The 18402-nt window shown below is 73.4% G+C and carries 10 protein-coding genes and 3 pseudogenes; 7 read left to right on the forward strand and 6 right to left on the reverse strand.

The window, feature by feature from the left end; translation table 11 throughout:
* Nucleotides 1-27 precede the first annotated feature (27 nt).
* Both VSR01_RS03130 and VSR01_RS03135 read left to right on the forward strand, forming a co-directional pair.
* A pseudogene (locus tag VSR01_RS03130) lies at nucleotides 28-789 on the forward strand (alpha/beta fold hydrolase); the annotation flags it as partial.
* 225 nt (nucleotides 790-1014) lie between these two features.
* The gene (locus VSR01_RS03135; protein ID WP_442785636.1) at nucleotides 1015-1287 is read left to right on the forward strand and encodes a DUF3592 domain-containing protein; all 273 of its coding nucleotides are present in this window, start codon (nucleotides 1015-1017) and stop codon (nucleotides 1285-1287) included.
* 12 nt (nucleotides 1288-1299) lie between these two features.
* Here VSR01_RS03135 and VSR01_RS03140 read toward each other — a convergent pair whose 3' ends face one another.
* The 6 genes and pseudogenes from VSR01_RS03140 to VSR01_RS03165 all read right to left on the reverse strand — a co-directional run bounded on the left by VSR01_RS03140 (nucleotide 1300) and on the right by VSR01_RS03165 (nucleotide 10766).
* Nucleotides 1300-2880, reverse strand: coding sequence for an alpha/beta hydrolase (locus VSR01_RS03140; protein ID WP_326447754.1), 1581 nt, complete (start codon nucleotides 2878-2880; stop codon nucleotides 1300-1302).
* Nucleotides 2881-3138: 258 nt separating this feature from the next.
* Nucleotides 3139-4398: a beta-galactosidase small subunit family protein gene (locus tag VSR01_RS03145; RefSeq protein ID WP_442785637.1), complete on the reverse strand. Its 1260-nt coding sequence runs from the start codon at nucleotides 4396-4398 to the stop codon at nucleotides 3139-3141.
* Nucleotides 4381-6158 (reverse strand): annotated as a pseudogene (locus tag VSR01_RS03150) (glycoside hydrolase family 2 TIM barrel-domain containing protein); the annotation flags it as partial. The gene VSR01_RS03145 and the pseudogene VSR01_RS03150, both read right to left, overlap by 18 nt.
* Nucleotides 6077-7036 carry an acetylxylan esterase gene (locus VSR01_RS03155; RefSeq protein WP_326447756.1) on the reverse strand — a complete coding sequence of 320 codons (960 nt, stop codon included), beginning with the start codon at nucleotides 7034-7036 and terminating at the stop codon, nucleotides 6077-6079. The gene VSR01_RS03155 and the pseudogene VSR01_RS03150, both read right to left, overlap by 82 nt.
* 267 nt (nucleotides 7037-7303) lie before the next feature.
* Nucleotides 7304-9462, reverse strand: a pseudogene (locus VSR01_RS03160) (glycoside hydrolase family 3 N-terminal domain-containing protein).
* Between the two features lie 134 nt (nucleotides 9463-9596).
* On the reverse strand, nucleotides 9597-10766 hold the full coding sequence (locus VSR01_RS03165) for a LacI family DNA-binding transcriptional regulator (RefSeq protein WP_326447757.1): 1170 nt from the start codon (nucleotides 10764-10766) through the stop codon (nucleotides 9597-9599).
* A 339-nt stretch (nucleotides 10767-11105) separates the two neighbouring features.
* On the opposite strand from VSR01_RS03165, the gene VSR01_RS03170 reads away from it, so the two are divergent.
* From VSR01_RS03170 to VSR01_RS03190, 5 genes are all read left to right on the forward strand, one after another.
* Nucleotides 11106-12728 carry an FAD-dependent oxidoreductase gene (locus tag VSR01_RS03170; RefSeq protein WP_326447758.1) on the forward strand — a complete coding sequence of 541 codons (1623 nt, stop codon included), beginning with the start codon at nucleotides 11106-11108 and terminating at the stop codon, nucleotides 12726-12728.
* Between the two features lie 146 nt (nucleotides 12729-12874).
* Complete coding sequence (locus VSR01_RS03175) at nucleotides 12875-14503, forward strand: hypothetical protein (protein WP_326447759.1); 1629 nt, start codon at nucleotides 12875-12877, stop codon at nucleotides 14501-14503.
* 101 nt (nucleotides 14504-14604) lie between these two features.
* Entirely contained in the window at nucleotides 14605-15588 is a 984-nt protein-coding gene (locus tag VSR01_RS03180) for an ABC transporter permease (RefSeq protein WP_326447760.1), read from the forward strand.
* Nucleotides 15585-16568: a carbohydrate ABC transporter permease gene (locus VSR01_RS03185; protein WP_442785392.1), complete on the forward strand. Its 984-nt coding sequence runs from the start codon at nucleotides 15585-15587 to the stop codon at nucleotides 16566-16568. Before VSR01_RS03180 ends, VSR01_RS03185 begins: the two co-directional genes overlap by 4 nt.
* A gap of 71 nt (nucleotides 16569-16639) precedes the next feature.
* Nucleotides 16640-18313, forward strand: coding sequence for a right-handed parallel beta-helix repeat-containing protein (locus tag VSR01_RS03190; protein WP_326447761.1), 1674 nt, complete (start codon nucleotides 16640-16642; stop codon nucleotides 18311-18313).
* Nucleotides 18314-18402 lie beyond the last annotated feature (89 nt).

Below are 18402 nucleotides of genomic sequence, written 5' to 3' on the forward strand. Positions count from 1 at the left end.
CGCAGACCACCGAGCGAAGGACGAGCGATGCACCCCACCCGACAGCCGCTGCTGCCCGTTTACGACCACCGCCCGGGGACCGGTCCCACCCTGGTGCTCCTGCACTACTGGGGCGGTTCGGCCCGCACCTGGGACCTGGTCGCCGACCGGCTCGCCGGGCGCGACGTCCTCGCCGTCGACTTCCGCGGGTGGGGCCGCTCGCGCGGCCTGCCCGGGCCGTACACGCTGCGCGCGCTCGCGGACGACACGTCGGCCCTGATCGACCGGGCCGGCGTCGGCGACCACGTCCTGGTCGGGCACTCGATGGGCGGCAAGGTCGCGCAACTGGTCGCGGCGGACCGGCCCGCGGACCTGCGCGGGATCGTCCTCGTCGCCCCCGGTCCCGCCCGGCCCGCCCCGCACGTCACCGCCGCGTACCGGGAGCGGCTCTCGCACGCCTACGACTCCGCGCAGTCGGTCGCCGCCGCGCGCGACCAGGTCCTCACCGCCACCGACCTGCCGGAGACGGTCAGGGCGCGGATCGTCGAGGACTCGCGCTCCTGCGCCGACGCGGCCCGCGTCGCATGGCCGCTGCACGGCATCGCGGAGGACATCACCGCGCGCACCCGTGCGATCGACGTGCCCGCCCTCGTCGTCGCCGGCGAGCACGACCGGGTCGAGCCGGTCGACGTGCTCCGCTCCCACCTGCTGCCGCACCTCGGCGACGCGCGGCTGACCGTGCTGCCCGGGACCGGCCACCTGATCCCCCTGGAGGCGCCGGCCGCCCTCGCCGACGCGATCGCCGCCTTCCCCCGGCCGCCCCGACGCCCCCGGAGGTCCCAGCGGCCCCGGCCGTCCCGGCAGAGTGAACTCAGCAGCGTGCAGCGCATTATCATGACGGCCCGCGGCGCATCCGTATCGCCCGCGACGGCGTCTCCACAGGTGTACGTCGGAGAAAGGAGCCAGGGAATGGGCGGGTCGTTCGGGGTGCTGTGGGCCGTGGTCGGGGTCGCCGCCGTCGCCGTGGTGGTGAGCATGGCGCGGCATCGGCGGCACCTGGAGGCCGCGCGCGCCAGCGGGGTGACGGCCCAGGCGCGGTGCGTGCGGGTGAAGGTGGTGCGGCAGCCCGAAGGGTTCGAGGTCATGGGCACGACCCGCTACCAGACCTACGAGTTCACCGCGCCCGACGGCCGTCTGGTCCGGTTCGAGGAGATCGGGCGCCCCGAGACGGCCGAGGGCGACGTGGTGACCGTCTACTACGACCCGGCGCGGCCCGAACGGGCCACCGTCTTCGGGCCCCGCCGGTGACCGCCGCTCCCGTCAGTACCGGCCGGCGGCCGGGGCGGGCCCGGCGTCCTGCGCGGGGCAGGCGCCCGAGCGTGGGGTGCCGTGGCCCAGCAGGAACCGGGTGACGGCGTCCCCGACGCAGCCTCGGGAGGTGTCGACGCCGTGGCCGGCGGCGTCCACCGTGACCATGCCCGCGCGGTGCCCGAAGGCCGCCCGGGTCCGCTCGGCGCCGGAGGCGGCCGTCGAGGGGTCCGCGGTGTTCTGCACCAGCAGGATGTTCGCCGGACCGTGCGGGTTCAGGTCCGGGGCGCGGTCGGGCGCGGGGGTGGACCAGAAGGCGCAGGGCCAGACGTTGCGCGGTGATCCGGCCGTCAGCGGATAGCGCTCGGCGCTGCGGGAGACGTCCGCGCGGTAGCCCGCGAGGGAGCGGGGCCAGGCGACGTCGTTGCACACCACGGCGTCCTGCGCGGCGACGAAGTTGTCCGTCATCTCCGCGGCCCACGGCAGGGAGGAGCCGGTTCCGGCCGGTAGCGACCGGGCGTGGGCGCCCGCCAGCAGCCGGGCCAGGACGGGCCAGTAGGCGGTCTGCTCCAGCAGGACCTCCTGGGCCTCCAGCAGCAGGTTGCCGGTGAGCGCCGGGCCGTCCGGCAGCGGCAGCGGGTCCGTGTCGAGCGCGCCGGCGGTGGCGAGCACGAAGCGGCGCACGGCCTCGGGCGTGGCGCCGAGGTGGTAGTCGGCGTCCTGGTCCGCGGCCCACCGCGCGAAGGGGGTGAACGCGGACTCCACCGCCTCCCCCTTGTGCCGGATCGCGTCGCGCACTCCGCCGGGTGGCACCACGCTGTTGAGCAGCACGCGTCCGGACGTCGTCGGGAAGAGCGAGGTGTAGACGGCGCCGACGTAACTGCCGTACGAGACGCCGGTGTAGGAGAGGGTGCGCAGCCCGAGGGCCTGGCGGACGCGGTCGATGTCCCGCGCGATGTTCACCGTGCTGACGTACGGCAGTTCCGGCCCGGCGTCGGCGGCGCAGTCGTGCGCGACCCGCCGGGCCCAGGCGACCGTCCCGGAGATGTCGCCATCGGCCGCCGGGTAGGGGATGCCGGTGACCTCGGTGCGGTCGGCCGGGGCGATGCCGCAGTCCAGCGGGCTGCTGGCGCCGATGCCGCGGTAGTCCAGCCCGTAGAGGTCGAAGCGGGCGGTCACGGCGGCGGGCAGCGCCCGCTCCTCCTGCGAGGGCAGGTCGAGGCCGCCGAAGCCCGGGCCGCCCTGACCGATCATCAGGGCGAGCGGGTGGGCCGCGCCCGAGCGGATCCGGGAGATCTCCAGCCGGATCTGCCGGCCGTGCGGGCGGCGGTAGTCCAGCGGGACCGCGAGCTGTGCGCACTGCTGGCGCGGGTCCCGCTCCACCGGCGCGGGACCCGGCTCCTGCTGCGGGCACGCCCCCCACACCGGCGGGGCGCCCGCACCCGGCCGGTGCGACGAGTCGTTCACCGTCCAGGGCTGCCGCGGTCCCTCCGAACCGCTCCGCCCGCCCGGGCCGGCCGCCGCGGCCGGCCCGGCGGCACCCGTCAGGACGCACAGTTGCACCAGCGCCGTCACGGCGGCCGTGCCGGCCACGGCGAGCACCCGCGCCGGGCGCGACCTCGCCCGCGGCGGCCACGCCGAGAGCCGGCGCCGGGGCGGCCGCGCGGGCGCCGGCGAGGTGACGGAACGACTGACCGAAGCGGCGGATTCCACGATGGGAGGACCTCCATGATCGCCTGTGGGAACCGCCCCATCGTCCTCGCCGCACCTCGCCCCGCGGCTCAACCCAGGGGTTGAGCCGGGGTGGAACTCCCGGCCGGCTCCGGCGGCGCGGGCACGGACGGCGCCGCCTCAGCCGGTCTCGAAGGCCACCGCGAAGGTCGACGGCGCGGGCACGAGCCGGTACTCGGGACGGACGCCCGGGCCGCAGGAGGCGCTGCCGATGCCGTGCCGGGCGGCGTCCACCGACAGGTGCAGCCGGCCGTCGGGGCGCAGGTCGGTGGTGTGCCGCGCCAGGTCGAGGGACCGGGCCGGCCAGGGGCGCACGGCGAGCGCGTAGGGCTCGTCCGCGCTGATCCGCAGCCACCGCCCGCCGTGCTCCTCGTCCACGCGGGCCCACCGCACGTCCGTCCTGCCGCCGTTCTCCTGCGGGAACAGGTACGGCGTCTGCAGGTTCTCGACGGGCTCGCGGAAGCGGCCGATCCTGGCGGCCGCGCGGGTGTCGGGGTACGCCTCCCCCGGTCCGCCGCCGTACCAGGTCAGCGTGGCGGCGGCCATCGGCACGACGATGTCCAGGCCGACGCGGGGCCAGGTGGTCCGCCATGCCCCGACGGGGGCGACGGCGACGGTCAGCAGCACCCGTCCCGAGCCGTCCGCCGGGGCGCTCCAGGCGTAGTCGGCCAGGATCGCCGCGTCGCTGCCGGCGGCGGCGATCCGCGTGGAGACGGTGAGGCCGCGGCGGTCCGTCCCGACGGCGAGCAGTTTGTGCTCCAGGCGGTCGAGTCCCGCGGCCCGCCAGCCGGCCGCCTCGCAGCCGTCCCCGCCTCCGAGGTCGTTGTCGGTCGGCGCCCGCCACAGGCCGACCCGCAGGTCCTCCAACGGCAGGTCGCCGATCCGCAGCAGCCGGCCGGTGGCGGCGTCGAACACCGCGCCGCCCAGGGTGATCCGGTTCCCGGCGGCGGCCGGCGGCGCCGTCGGCGGGGTCGGGCGGGGCGCGGGTCGGTGCAGGCGGGCCTGGGCCCATGCGACCTCGTGTCCGGCCGGCGCCCAGGGCTGGTCCTCGGCCAGCCGCCCGGTGACGGTCACATGGCGTTCGCCCGCCGGTTCGGTGTCCGCCGCCGCGGTCAGCGCGGCCGGCCAGCCCACGGTGGCAGGCTCGCCGCCCGCCGGCACCACGGGCACGGCCAGGTCGCCCTCCGCGACCGGGCGCCCCTCGTCCTCCACCCGCCAGGCGAACACCAGGGAGCCGGTGTCGGCGAAGTCCTGCGTGTTGCGCACGGTCACCGTGCGGGCGGCGGGATCGACGGCGAGCACCACGGGTTCGACGACCTTCTTGAACTCCGCGAGCCCCGGCGACGGGGTGCGGTCGGGGAAGACCAGGCCGTCGGCCACGAAGTTGCCGTCGTGCACGACCTCGCCGAAGTCCCCGCCGTAGGCGAAGAACTCCCGCCCGTCGTCGGTGCGCCGGCGGATGCCGTGGTCGATCCACTCCCAGACGAAGCCGCCCTGGAGTCTGGGGTGGGCCTCGAAGAGCCGCTGGTAGTCGCTGAGGCCGCCGGGGCCGTTGCCCATGGCGTGCGCGTACTCGCACAGCACGAAGGGCAGGGCGCGGCGGTGCGCGTCGAGCGCCGGGTCGTCCAGCGGGTCCTCGGCTCTGCGGCCGATGCGTTCGGTCTCCTCGAAGCCGGCGTACATCCTGCTGTAGACGTCGACGTAGGCGCTGCTCCAGTCGCCTTCGTAGTGCACCGGCCGTCCCGGGTCGCGCCGGTGCGTCCAGTCGGCCATGGCCCGCAGGTTCTCGCCGGTGCCGGCCTCGTTGCCCAGGGACCACATGATGACGCTCGGGTGGTTCTTGTCCCGCTCGACCATCCGCTCCATGCGGTCCAGGAAGGCCGGGCGCCAGGCCGGGTCGTCGCTGGGGTTGCCCCCCAGTCGGCGAGGATGAAGCCCTGGGTCTCCAGGTCGCACTCGTCGACGACCCACAGCCCCAGTTCGTCGCACAGGTCGAGGAAGCGGCTGTCCGGCGGGTAGTGGCTGGTCCTGACGGCGTTGACGTTGTGCTGCTTCATCAGGGCGATGTCCTGCCGCATCGTCTCCACGGTCAGCGCGCGGCCGGTGTCGGGGTGCCATTCGTGGCGGTTGACCCCGCGCAGCAGGATCGCGCGCCCGTTGACCCGCAGCAGGCCGTCGGCGACGGTGACCGTGCGGAAGCCGATCCGCAGGGCCACCCGCTCGGTCGCGGTGGCCACCGCGGCGTCGTAGAGCCGGGGCGTCTCGGCGGTCCACGGCTCGGCGGCGACGCGGACCTCCTCCCCGGCCGCGGCCCGCAGGCCCAGTTCCGGCACCTCGACGGTGGCTCCCGGCGCGGCGTCGACCCGCAGCACGCCCTCGCCGGTGAGGTGGTCGTAGCCGGCGTGCACGAAGACGTCGGCGACGCCGCCGTCGGGCCGGTGCAGCAGCGTGACCGGCCGGAAGACGCCGGACAGCCACCACATGTCCTGGTCCTCCAGGTAGCTGCCCGCCGACCACTGGTGGACCCGCACGGCGAGGACGTTGCGCCCGGGCCGCAGGGCCGCGGTGACGTCGAGCTCGGTGGGGAGCCGGCTGCCCTTGCCGTTCCCCAGCGGCCGGCCGTTCAGCCAGGCCGCGAAGCAGGAGTCGACGCCGTCGAAGCGCAGCACGGTGCGGCCGCCGTCCGGCCAGGAGGCGGGCAGGTCGAAGGAGAGGCGGTACTCGCCGGTGGGGTTGGCGTCGGGCACGCGGGGCGGGTCGAGGGGGAAGGGGAAGACGCGGTTGGTGTAGATGGGCGCGCCGTACCGCGGCCGCTCGGGGACGCCCCGCATCTGCCAGTGCGACGGCACGGGGATGCGGTCCCAGTCGCCGTCGTCGTGGTCCGGTTGTTCGAAGCCGTCTGTCAGCTCCCGCAGCGAGGGCGCCAGCCGGAAGGCCCAGGCGCCGTCCAGGGCGAGGGACGCGGCGTCCGAGACGCCGCGGGCCCGCGGACGCAGCCGGCCCTCCCCGGGGCTGCGGCTCTCGACGTAGGCGGCGGGGCCGCCGGTGACCTCGGCGGTCATCCGAACACCTCCTGGAGAAAGCGGATCTGGGCGTCCGTCTGGTAGGCGCCGCCCTGCTCGTGGCCGTTGAACTTCCATACCCGGATGTCCTTGTGCTCCGCGCCCCACCGGTTGTAGGCGGCGAAGACCGTCGAGGGCGGGCACACGGCGTCCATCAGCCCCACGGAGAACAGCGCGGGCGCCGTCGCGCGCGCCGCCAGGTTGACTCCGTCGAAGTAGTCGAGGGTGGCGAACGCCTCTTCCTCGCGGTGCCGTTGGGTGCGCACGAAGGTCACCAGCTCCCGGTACGGGCCCGCGTCGGTGATCTCCGCCGCCCGCCGGAAGTGGCACAGGAACGGCACGTCGAGCAGCGCGGCCGCGACCGGACCGCCGAGCGCGGCGGCGGCCAGGGCGATGCCGCCGCCCTGGCTGCCGCCGTAGACCGCGATCCGGTCGGGGTCGATCCGCGGGTGGCTGCGCGCGGTGTCCACCGCGCGCACCGCGTCGGTGAACAGCCGCCGGTAGTAGTACGTCTGCGGGGACTCGATGCCGGCGGTGAGGTAGCCGGGCGTGTGCGGGGCGCCGCCGGGCGCCGGGTCGGGCGTCACCGCGTGCGTGTGACCGCCGCTGCCCTGGCCCCTGTTGTCCATGACCAGGTTGGCGTACCCGGCGGCGGACCAGGTCAGGTACTCGTGCGGGAAGCCGCGCCCGCCCTGGTAGCCGATGAACTCCACCACGCAGGGCAGCGGTCCCGTGGTGTGGCGCGGCAACAGCAGCCAGGCCCGCACCGGTTGGCCCGCGTAGCCGGTGAACGTGACGTCGAAGACGTCCACCGTGCGCAGGCCGCTCGGACAGGGGTCGAACCGCGCGGGGGACGCCTGGGCGCGGGCCTCGGCGAGGGTGCGCCGCCAGAAGTCGTCGAAGTCGGGGGGCTCGCTGGGCTCGGGCCGGTAGGAGCGCAGTTCGGGCAGTGGCATGTCGATGAGCATGGGATGCCTGTTCGTCGGGCCGCGCGGTGCGGAGCAGGGCGCGGCGGCGGTGTCGGGGCAGGAAGAGGGCGTGAGGGGGCGGGGCGCGGCCGGACGCGGTCGTCTGCCGGGCCCCGCGGGCGTCGGCGGGCGGCCGGTGCGGGCCCCGCCGGTGTGCGAAGGGTCAGGGCGGCGTGCGGCGCGCGCCGGTGTGTGCGGGGGTCAGGCGGCGTGCGGCGCGCAGCAGACGTGCGGCGCTCGCCGGTGTGCGGAGGGTCAGTCGGTCAGCGTGAGGTCCAGTCGGGACGAGGCCCGGGAGTCGGCGCCGACGTACACCTCGACGCGCCCGGGCTCCACCGTCGGCTCCGTGCCGTCCGCGGTGAAGAAGCCCAGGTCGTCCGCTCCGAGGGTGAAGCGGACCGGCGCCGATTCCCCGGGCGCCAGGCTGACCCGCTCGAAGCCGCGGAGCCTGCGCACCGGCTGCACCTGGGAGGCCACCGGGTCGTGCACGTAGAGCTGGACCACCTCGTCGCCCGCGCGGTCCCCGGTGTTCCGCACCTCGGCGGTGACCTCGACCCGCCGCCCTGCGGCGAGTTCGGCGACGGAGACCCGGGGCGTGGTGCACCGGGGCGCCGAGATCGCGAACCGCGTGTAGCTCAGGCCGTGTCCGAAGGGGAAGCGCGGGCCGTCCGCCAGGTCGAGGTAGCCGGAGGTGAAGGAGGAGGGGGGCTGGTCCGGACCGGCCGGCCGGTCCGCTCGTGGTCGTAGGACAGCGGGAGCTGGCCCACCGAGCGCGGCAGCGTCACGGGCAGCTTCCCGCCGGGCGGGACGTCGCCGAGCAGGACGTCCGCCAGGGCGGGGCCGGCTTCCAGGCCGCCGTGCCAGGCCAGCAGCACGCAGGGCGCCAGGTCGATCCAGGGCTCCACGACCAGCGGCCGTCCGGCGATCAGGACCACGGCGAACGGCCGTCCGGCGGCGGCGATCCGGGCGATCAGCTCCTCCTGCTCCCGCGGCAGCCGCAGGTCGGCGCGCGAGGACGCTTCGCCGCTGAACGAGGAGGGCTCGCCGACCACCACCAGGACGGCGTCCGCGGCGGCGGCCGCGGCACCCGCCTGCTCGCCGCCCGCGGCGTGCCGGACGTCCAGGGCGGGCGCCGCCGCCCGCAGCGCGTCCAGCACGCTGCGGGCCGGGAAGCGGTCCTGGCCGGGACCCGCCCATGTGCCGTGCAGGTCGGCCGAGTCGGCGTACGGCCCGACCACCGCCAGGGAGCCGGTGCGGCGCAGCGGCAGCACGGCGCCGTCGTTCTTCAGCAGCACCGCGCAGCGGCGGGCCGCCCGGCGGGCCGCCGCCCGGGTGGCGGGGGTGGGTCCGGCCGGTGCGGCGCGTTCGTCGGTGTAGGGGCGGTCGAACAGGCCGAGTCGGGACTTCAGCCGCAGGACGCGCAGTACCGCCTCGTCCAGTCGCTCGGGCGGGATCAGCGACGCGGTGAGCAACCGCGGCCCGTGGTCGGCGAGACGGGTGCTCGCCATCTCCATGTCGACGCCCGCCGTGAGGGCGAGCCGGGCCGCGTCCGCGCCGTCGGCGGCCAGGCCGTGCACGGTCAGCTCGTGCACCCCGGCCCAGTCGCTGACCACCACGCCGTCGAAGCCCCACTCGCCGCGCAGCACGCCGTCGAGCAGCTCCCGATGGGCGTGCGCGGGGACGCCGTTGACGGTGTTGAAGGCCGCCATCACGGTGGCCGCGCCGGCCCGCACGGCGGCGCGGAACGGCGGCAGGTACACATTGCGCAGCCGCTGCCAGGACACGTCGACCGTGTTGTAGTCGCGACCGCCCTCCACGGCGCCGTAGGCCGCGAAGTGCTTGGCGCAGGCGGCCAGCCGGCCGGGCGCCCCCGGCTCGCCCGCGCCCTGGTAACCGCGGACCTTGGCCGCCGCGAACACCGAGGTCAGGTAGACGTCCTCGCCGTTGCTCTCGGCGATACGGCCCCACCGCGGCTCCCGGGTGACGTCCATCATCGGGGCGAACGTCCAGTGGACGCCGTTGCCGCGGGCCTCGGCGGCCGAGACCTCGGCGTCGGCGACGGCCACCGCGGGGTCGAAGCTCGCCGCCTGCGCGAGCGGCACCGGGAAGGTGGTCCAGAAGCCGTGGACGACGTCGGAGCCGAAGATCAGCGGGATGCCCAGCGGCGATTCCTCCACCGCCAGGCGCTGGAGCTCGTTGCTCTCCCGTGCGCCGTGCAGGTTGAGGACCGAGCCGAGGCGGCCCTTCCTGACGGCGGCGTCGATCAGCTGGTTCTGGCCGCCGCCCGGTCCGGTGTCGCCGTTCCAGGACAGCTGCTGGAGCTGGCCGAACTTCTCCTCGACGCTCATCCGTGCGAGCAGGTCCGCGATGCGGGCCTCGTCGATGTGCCCGGCCTTGGTCCGGTCGTCCGTCATGGGTGCGTTCAGGTCGTGCGGCATGGCTGCGAAGCCCCCCGAGGCTGGGTGGTGCGGTGCGAGGCGACGATAATGCGCTTTATTCGACGGCGCAACAGTCGTACCGGCCGACCGGCGGGGTGTCCGGCGGGCGCTCAGGGAGCGAGGGTCGCACCCTCGCGCAGGCCGCAGTCGAGGGTGGAGCGCAGCGGCGCCGACTCAGGCGAGGTCAGCAGCCGCAGCAGCAGCCGCACCGCCTCCTGGCCCATCTCCCGGCGCGGGATGTGGAGTTCGGCGAGGTCGGAGACCTGGGGCTGCTCCGGGGTGCCGCTCAGTCCCACCAGGGCGAGGTCGGCGGGCACGCCGAGGCCCGCGGCGGCGGCCGCCGCGCGGATCGCCACCGCGTCCGTGCTGACCTCGACGACCAGGGCGGTGGTGCCGTGGGAGGCGGTCCAGGCCAGCAGGTCGGCGACCGTGGGCACCGTCGCGTCCGCCTCCGGCGGCGGGCCGGCCGGGACGCCCAGCGTGAGCACCGGCGTCTCCTGTGCGCTCAGCCCGAGTTCCGCCCGCGAGGCGCGGAAGCCCGCCCGCCGCCCGGGGATCCCCTCGAAGCCGTCCGCGCTCTGCACGAAGGCGATCCGGCGGTGCCCCAGCCCGACCAGCTCGCGGACGATCGCCACGGTGCCGCCGAAGTAGTCCGCCGCGACGTACGACAGGTCGACGCCGGGGACCTCGCGGTGGCCGACGAAGACGAACGGGTACGACTCGTCGGTGAGCCGGGACAGCTCCTCCGCCGACTCGTTGACCCCGATGAAGACCGAACCGTCGGCCAACTGGAGGCTGTTGACCCCGTCGGCGTAGATGGAGCGCTCCCTGCGGCGGTCCTTGGAGCCGGTGACCAGCAGCAGGTTGTAGCCCGCCCGCTCGGCCTCCTCCTCGATGCCGATGAGGAACTCGTAGTAGAAGTCGCGGCTCTCCAACGGGAAGATCGGCTGGTAGGTGAAGACCCCGATCAGCCGGTTGCTGCCGCGGGCGAGGTTGCGGGCCGCGATGTTCGGCACGTAGCCGAGTTCGCGGATGGAGCGGCGGACCCGGTCACGGGTGGCGTCGCTGACCCGGATCGAGCCGTAGTCGCGGCCGTTGATCACCGAGGAGACGATCCCGGTCGACACCCCGGCGTGCCGGGCGACGTCCATCTGGGTGATCTTCCGGCGGCCCGCGCCGGCCTCCGCTCCGGAACTCGCGCCGCCGCCGCGGCTGCCGCGTCCGCCGCGGCCGGCCTTGCGTCCCTTGCCGGCGTCCTCGGCGGGACTCCCGTTCGCCACACTGCCTCCCTCACCACCGCCCCCCGACAGCGTCCCGTCCGAGGCGTCACCGCCCCGGCCCGCTCGGCAGGGGATCCGCGGAGCCGGAAAATTCTTCGGTCCACTCGTTGACACCCTAGCGTGGCCAGCCTACGTTAACCGCATTGGTCGATGCGCTTTATCAGTCGGAAACACGCCACTGCCGCCGCCACTGCCTCTCCCGCCGTACCCGCGTGCGGGGACGGCGGCCGCCGGCAGCGCTCCCGTGGTCCCGCGTCGACCCCCCATCGCGTTTCGCGGACGGGCCCGGCCCTGCCCTCGGGCGGCCAGGGCGGAAGTCCCCCGGCGGAAAGGTTCCCCATGACGGTGCAGGAGACCGATGTCCTGGTGGTCGGAGGCGGGCTCGGCGGAGTGGCCGCCGCGCTCGCGGCCGCACGGCTGGGCCGCCGGGTCGTACTGACCGAGGAGTCGCCCTGGCTCGGCGGCCAGATGACCTCGCAGGCCGTGCCGCCGGACGAGCACCCGTGGATCGAGACCGCGGGCGCGACCCGCAGCTACCGGCGGCTGCGGCAGAACATCCGCGACTACTACCGCCGCAACTACGACCTCACCGACGACGCGCGGGCCACCGCCGTGCTCAACCCCGGCGGCGGCGGGGTCAGCCCGGTCTGCCACGAGCCGGCCGTGGGCGTCACCGCCATCGAGGAGCTGCTCGCCCCCTACCGCCCCGACGCCCGGCTCACCGTGCTCACCGAGCACGAGCCGGTCGGCGCCGAGACCGAGGGCGACCAGGTCGTCGCCGTCACCCTGCGGGCGCGGCGGACCGGCGAGGAGATCACCGTCACCGCCCCGTACGTCCTGGACGCCACCGAACTCGGGGACCTGCTGGAGCTGGCCGGCGTGGAGCACGTCATCGGCGCCGAAAGCCAGGCCGACACCGGTGAGCCGCACGCCCTGGAAGGCCCTGCCGACCCGCTGGACCAGCAGTCCTTCACCTGGTGCTTCGCCGTGGACTACCACCCCGACGGCGACTTCACCATCGACCGCCCGGCGGACTACGACTTCTGGCGCGCCTACCAGCCGGACTTCTGGCCCGCTCCCCTGCTGTCGTGGGACGACGTCAACCCGCAGACGCTGGCCCCCCGCCGCGAGGCGATCTTCGAGCACCCCGACTCCCCGCGGGGCCACGTCACCGCCGACCGCTGGAACTTCCGCCGGATCTTCTCGGCCGCCAACCACCGCCCCGGGCGGTACGCCAGCGACATCACGCTCGTCAACTGGCCGCAGATCGACTACATGGAGGGCCCGCTGCTCGGCGTGGACGACGCCACCCGCGCGCGGCACCTGGCGGGCGCGCGGCAGCAGAGCCTGTCCTTCCTGTACTGGATGCAGACCGAGGCGCCCCGGCTGGACGGCGGCACCGGCTACCGGGGGCTGCGGCTTCGCGGCGACGTGCTCGGCACCGGCGACGGTCTGGCCATGCGCCCCTACATCCGCGAGTCGCGCCGCATCCGGGCCGAGTTCACGGTGCTGGAGCAGCACGTCGGGGTGCAGGCGCGGGCGGAGGCGGGACTGCCGGCCGGCTCGGAGCCGTTCCCCGACACCGTGGGCACCGGCTCCTACCGGATCGACCTGCACCCCAGCTCGGGCAGCCGCGGCCCGCGCACGTACATCGACATCGCCGACCACCCGTTCCAGATACCGCTGGGCGCGCTGATTCCGCAGCGCGTGGAGAACCTGCTGCCGGCGAACAAGAACATAGGCACCACGCACATCACCAACGGCTGCTACCGGCTGCACCCGGTGGAGTGGACGATCGGCGAGGCCGCGGGCGCACTGGCCGCGCACTGCCTGAACTCCGGCGCCACCCCGCGCAAGGTGCGCAACGACCCCGCGCTGCTCACCGGCTTCCAGCGGCTGCTCCAGGACGAGCTGGGGTTCCAGCTCGCCTGGCCCGAGCACATTCGCACCGCGCAGCGCTGACCCCGCGGGCCGCGGGTCCGGGACTCGCCGCCCCCCTCGCGCCCGGCGCACCCGAGCCGCCCGGCTCCGGCCGCGCCGTCCGCACTCCCCCCGCACCGCACCGAGATGACCCTCACGACCCACCACCCGCACGGAAGGTCGCCGACATGGCTCCCGTTACAGGCTCAGGCCTCTCCCGCCGTACCTTCGTGGCCGCCGGCTCGCTTGCCGCCGCAGGCGCCGCGGTGCCGCTGCTGTCGTCGTGTTCGACCAGTCCGGCCGCCAAGGACGCCTCCGCCGCCAACGCGCGGGCCAAGCTGCCGACCTACACGCCGGTCACCGTGGTCCGCCCGGACCTGCCGGGCACGGACGCCGGCGCGATGCCCGGGTACTTCAGCTACCCCAGGAACCCCAAGCCGGCCTTCGCCACCCCGCCGCTCGCCGGGATCGGCGACGTCAGCATCATCTACCCGACCTACAGCGCGGTGCCGCCCAAGCCGAGCGACAACGCCTTCTGGCAGCAGCTCGACAAGGGCGCGGGCGCCAAGCTGAACATCACGCTGGCCACCGGCGGCGACTATCCGACGAAGTTCCAGACGCTGATCGCCGGCGGCGACCTGCCCGACGTCATGGGCTTCCCGGTGCCGACCCCGAGCCAGCCGCAGGTGATGCAGAAGCTCTTCGCCGACCTGGGCCCCTACCTGGCCGGGGACGCGGCCAAGGACTTCCCCTACCTGGCGAACATCCAGACCGAGTCGTGGAAGACGACCCTGGCCAACGGAACGATCTACGCGGTGCCGCAGCCGCGAGCGCTGGCCAACCACGCGCTGCTGGCCCGGGCGGACATCATCGAGCAGCTGGGCGCGAACCCGGGCCCGAAGAACTTCCAGGAATTCCTGCAGCTGATGAAGGACGTCACCGACGCCAAGAGCAGCCGGTGGGCCTTCGCCAACGTCTACGGAATGGTGGAGCACCTGCAGATGATGCTGGGCGCGCCCAACACCTGGGACACCAGCGGGGGGAAGTTCGTCAGCACCTGGACGGACGAGCGGACCAAGCAAGCGCTCGGCCTGGTCCGCGACATGATCAAACAGGGTCTCTTCCACCCGGACGCGGCCTCGGCGACCGCCCAGTACACCCCTCTGCGGGACTACTTCACCAGCGGCCGCACCGTCATGAACAGTGACGGCTACGCGGCCTGGGACATCTACGGCCAGCAGATCGGCTACGACAAGGTCACCGCGCTGGTGGAGCCCAAGCACGACGGCGGTGGTGACGCCAAGCACTTCGCCGGCACGGGCAGCCAGGGCCTCACCGTGATCCGCAAGGGCCTCGGCGAGAAGAAGACCAGGGCGCTGCTGAACTTCCTGAGCTGGCTGTGCGCGCCCATCGGCACCCTGGAACACCTGCAGCGCAAGTTCGGCGTCGAGGGCGTGGACTACACGTGGAAGGACGGCAGGCCCGTCGCGACCTCGCGCGGCGCCCGCGAGCTGGTGGACGTGCAGTACATCACCGACGCCCCCACCATCCTGGGCCCCGGGCAGAAGGCCGAGGTGACCAGACAGCACGCCTGGCACGTGCGGATCGCCGACAACCTGATCCGCAACCCGGCGGTGGGCCACTACTCGGACACCAACAGCCGCAAGGGCGCGCAGCTGAAGAAGATCACAGACGACGCCCAGCTGGACATCGCCTTCGGGCGCCGGCCGCTGTCGCACTGGGACGACGTGGTCAAGCAGTGGCGCGCGGCCGGTGGCGACAAGATGGCCGCCGAGTACACGGAGTCCGCGAGCTGAGACGGCCCGGCGGGCGCGGCACGGGTCGCGCTCCGGCGGAACGTACGGTTCGCACGCGGGCGGGGACCCGCACCCGAGGCACACGAGTTCCAGGAGGAGAGATGGCTGTCGAGGCGACGCGGCGGCTGAGGCCCGGCAAGGGCCGCAGACCGCGGCCCGGCGGGGACGGTGGGCGGCCAGGGTGGCTCGCCCGCATGCGGCGGGACCGGTTCCTGCTGCTGCTCGCGCTGCCGGGCCTGGCCGTGGTGCTGCTGTTCTCCTACCTGCCGCTGCTCGGCAACGTCATCGCGTTCAAGGACTACCAGCCCTTTCTCGGCATCTCCGGGTCGCCCTGGGTGGGGCTGTCCAACTTCGACGTGATCTTCAACGGCGACCCCGAGTTCGTCACGGCGCTGAAGAACACGCTGATCGTGGCGGTGGCGCAGGTCGTGTTCGTCTTCCCGGTGCCGATCGCCGTCGCGCTGCTGCTGAACTCGCTGGTCTCGGAGCGGATCAAACGGCTGGTGCAGTCGGTGCTGTATCTGCCGCACTTCATGTCCTGGGTGATCGTGGTCGCGCTCTTCCAGTCCATGCTCGGCAACGCGGGCATGCTCAACACCTGGCTGGCCCAGCACGGTTCGGACGGCTTCCACATCATCGGCGACCCCGGCCTGTTCAAGGTGCTGATCACCTCGCAGGTGATCTGGAAGGACACCGGCTGGGGCACGATCCTCTTCCTGGCGGCCCTGTCCCGGATCGACACCAGCCTGTACGAGGCGGCGGCCGTGGACGGCGCGAGCAGGACGCGCCAGCTGTGGCACGTGACGCTGCCCGGCATCCGAAGCGTCATCGTGCTGATGTTCATCCTGAAGCTCGGCGACTCGCTGAACACCGGCTTCGAGCAGATCCTGCTCCAGCAGGCGCCGGTGGGCACCGACGCCTCGGAGGTGCTCGACACCTATGTCTACAACCACGGGGTGATCAACGGCGACTGGGGCGTATCGGCCGCGGTCGGCCTGGTCAAGGGCGTGGTGAGCGTCGCCCTGGTCCTGGGCGCCAACAAGGTCGCCCACATCTTCGGAGAGCGCGGGGTGTACGAGTCGTGAGCACCGCAGTGACCAACCGTCCGGCGCGCAGGCGCAGTCCGATCACCCGGGCGGCCGGCCGCCGCTCCCCCGCCCCGCCGAGCCGCCGGGGCACCACCGACGGACCCGGCCGCGGCGCGGCCGCACTGCCCCTGCGCGGCCTGAAGGGCCTGGTGCTGCTGCTGTGCTGCGCGGTGGTGGTGATCCCGTTCGTCGCGGTCGTCTCCACCTCGCTGGCGGACAAGCGCCAGATCACCAGGTCCGGCGGGTTCGTGCTGTGGCCCGACCACCCCTCGCTGTACGCGTACCGGGCGGTGCTCTCGGGCGGGGTGGTCACCCGCTCGCTGATGGTGTCGATCGGCATCACCGTGGTCGGCACGCTGCTGGCGCTGGCCTGCACCACCATGCTCGCCTACGCGCTGTCCCGGCCCGGGACGTTCGCCGGCAAGCCGATCCTGCTGACCGTGCTGTTCACGCTGATGTTCAGCCCCGGCATCATCCCCAGCTACCTGGTGGTCAAGGAGCTCGGGCTGCTGAACTCGTACTGGTCGCTGATCGTCCCGGTGATGGTCAACGGCTTCAACGTCATCGTGATGCGCTCGTTCTTCATGGACCTGCCGCAGGACATCCTCGACTCCGCCCGCATCGACGGGGCCGGCGAGTTCCGTGTGCTGGTCAGGATCGTGCTGCCGCTGTCCAAGGCGGTGCTCGCGGTGGTCGGGCTGTTCTACGCGGTCGGCTTCTGGAACAGCTTCTTCACCGCGATGCTCTACATCAACGACACCGCGAAATGGCCGCTGCAGCTGGTGCTGCGCACCTACGTGGTGAACAACGCGCCGCTCGGCGCGGACAACATCGCGGCCCTGGGCACCACGCCGCCGCCGCAGCAGTCGCTGCAGATGGCGGTGCTGGTGATCAGCCTGGTGCCGATCCTCCTGGTCTACCCCTTCCTGCAGAAGCACTTCGCGAAGGGGGTCATGGTCGGCGCCGTGAAGGGCTGAGGCGCCGCACCACGTCTGATCGCACACGGCAGTTCACGCAGTCTCCTCGGACGAAGGGACATCGATCCGCCATGCCCGAAAACATCCGGTCCAGGCGCCACCGCGCCCGTACCGCCACCGCCGCGCTCGGCGCGGTCGCGGCACTGACCGGCGCGCTCGCCCTCACCGGCGCGCCGGCCGCCTCGGCCACCACGCCGGCCGTCTACCACGTCGACTGCCAGGCCACCGGCAGCACCCAGACCGGCAGCGAGGCCGAGCCGTTCACCAGCCTCGCCAAGGCCTCCAGCCACCACTTCCTGGCCGGCGAGAGCCTGCTGCTGAAGTACGGGACGGTGTGCGACGGTTCGCTGGTCGTCCAGGGTTCGGGCAGCTCCACCGCCTGGAACACCATCGGCGCCTACGGCGACTCCACCCAGGCGCTGCCCGTGATCGACGGCGGGCAGAACATCGACGACATGTCCAACCCCAGCGCCGTGGCGCTGAAGAACGTCTCCTACTGGAACGTGCGCGACCTGGACATCCGGGGCGGCTACTGGCGCGGCCTGTGGATCGAGGCCGACCAGCCCGGCGTCACCCAGCAGGGCTTCAACCTCACCGGCCTGAAGGTGCACGACCAGGCCAACCGCCCGCGCTACCGCGTCGATCCGACCACGAAACAGGTACAGACCGACTGGATCTCCTCCACCGGCGGCGTCATCGTCGAGCCCTGCCAGCAGACCGCGAAGATCGCGGACGTGATGATCGACCACGTGGACGCCTCCCACTCGCACGAGGTGGGCTTCCAGATCGGCCACTCGGAGAAGGGCGTCTACGACCCGGTCGTGCCCGGCGGCTACAACACGCCCGACTGCCACATGGGCCTGACCGGCAGCACCCTGCCGGCCAAGGACGGCGTCTCCGACGTGACGATCCAGAACTCCGAGGCGGGCTTCAACGACGCCTCCGGGGTGTGGGCTTCGGGCGTCACCGGCCTGCACCTGTACAAGAACGAGCTGCACGACAACGGCAACGGGAAAGCGGCGGACGGCGAGAACTCCTCACTGCTGAACGGCGAGGGCGCCTGGTGGTCCAACTCCTACGACGTGCGCGTGACGTACAACCACAGCTACGGCAACAAGCGCGGCGGCGGTGACGGCGGCGGCCTGGACGCCGACACCTACTCCACCAAGAGCCTGATCGACCACAACACCGTCGAGGACAACGAGGCCTACTGCATCGCGGTCTTCGGCGGTCGCGACCTGCTCACCTCGGACGTCACCATCACCAACAACACCTGCACCGACAACGGGCAGAACGCGAAGTCGCAGACGCAGGGCGACATCTACACCTGGACCAACGGCCGCAAGTCCACCGACCCGTCGAACATCCAGGACATCACCGTCAACCACAACGTCATCGACCGCACCCAGCCCGGCGCATGGCTGGTGTCCCAGTCCAGCTACCTGCCCGGCGAGGTGTCCTTCTGGGGCAACACCATCACCCACGCGGTGCCCAGCGAACTCGTCGACATCGAGCAGTGCGGTACGGACGTCCTGTGGAAGCTGTGCGGCACCACGCTGCCGGCGCTCAACCTCAACACCTACAAGGTGACCGGGACGGGGCCGGTGACCTTCGTGGAGGCGCCCTACGGCTCCACCGGGCCGGGCAGCGAGAGCGACCCGTACACGCCGTTCTCCGACTACCAGGCGAAGACCGGGCAGGACCCGCAGTCCACCTGCACCTCGGCGTCCAGCGCCACCTGCTGAACCGGCCCGACCCGACCACGCCGCCAGGCCCCGCGCCGGCCGGCGGCCATCGACCGAGCGGGGCCGGGAGGTGCCTCCCCCGGCCCCGC

The sequence above is a fragment of the Actinacidiphila sp. DG2A-62 genome (genome assembly GCF_035825295.1).
Lineage (GTDB): Bacteria > Actinomycetota > Actinomycetes > Streptomycetales > Streptomycetaceae > Actinacidiphila.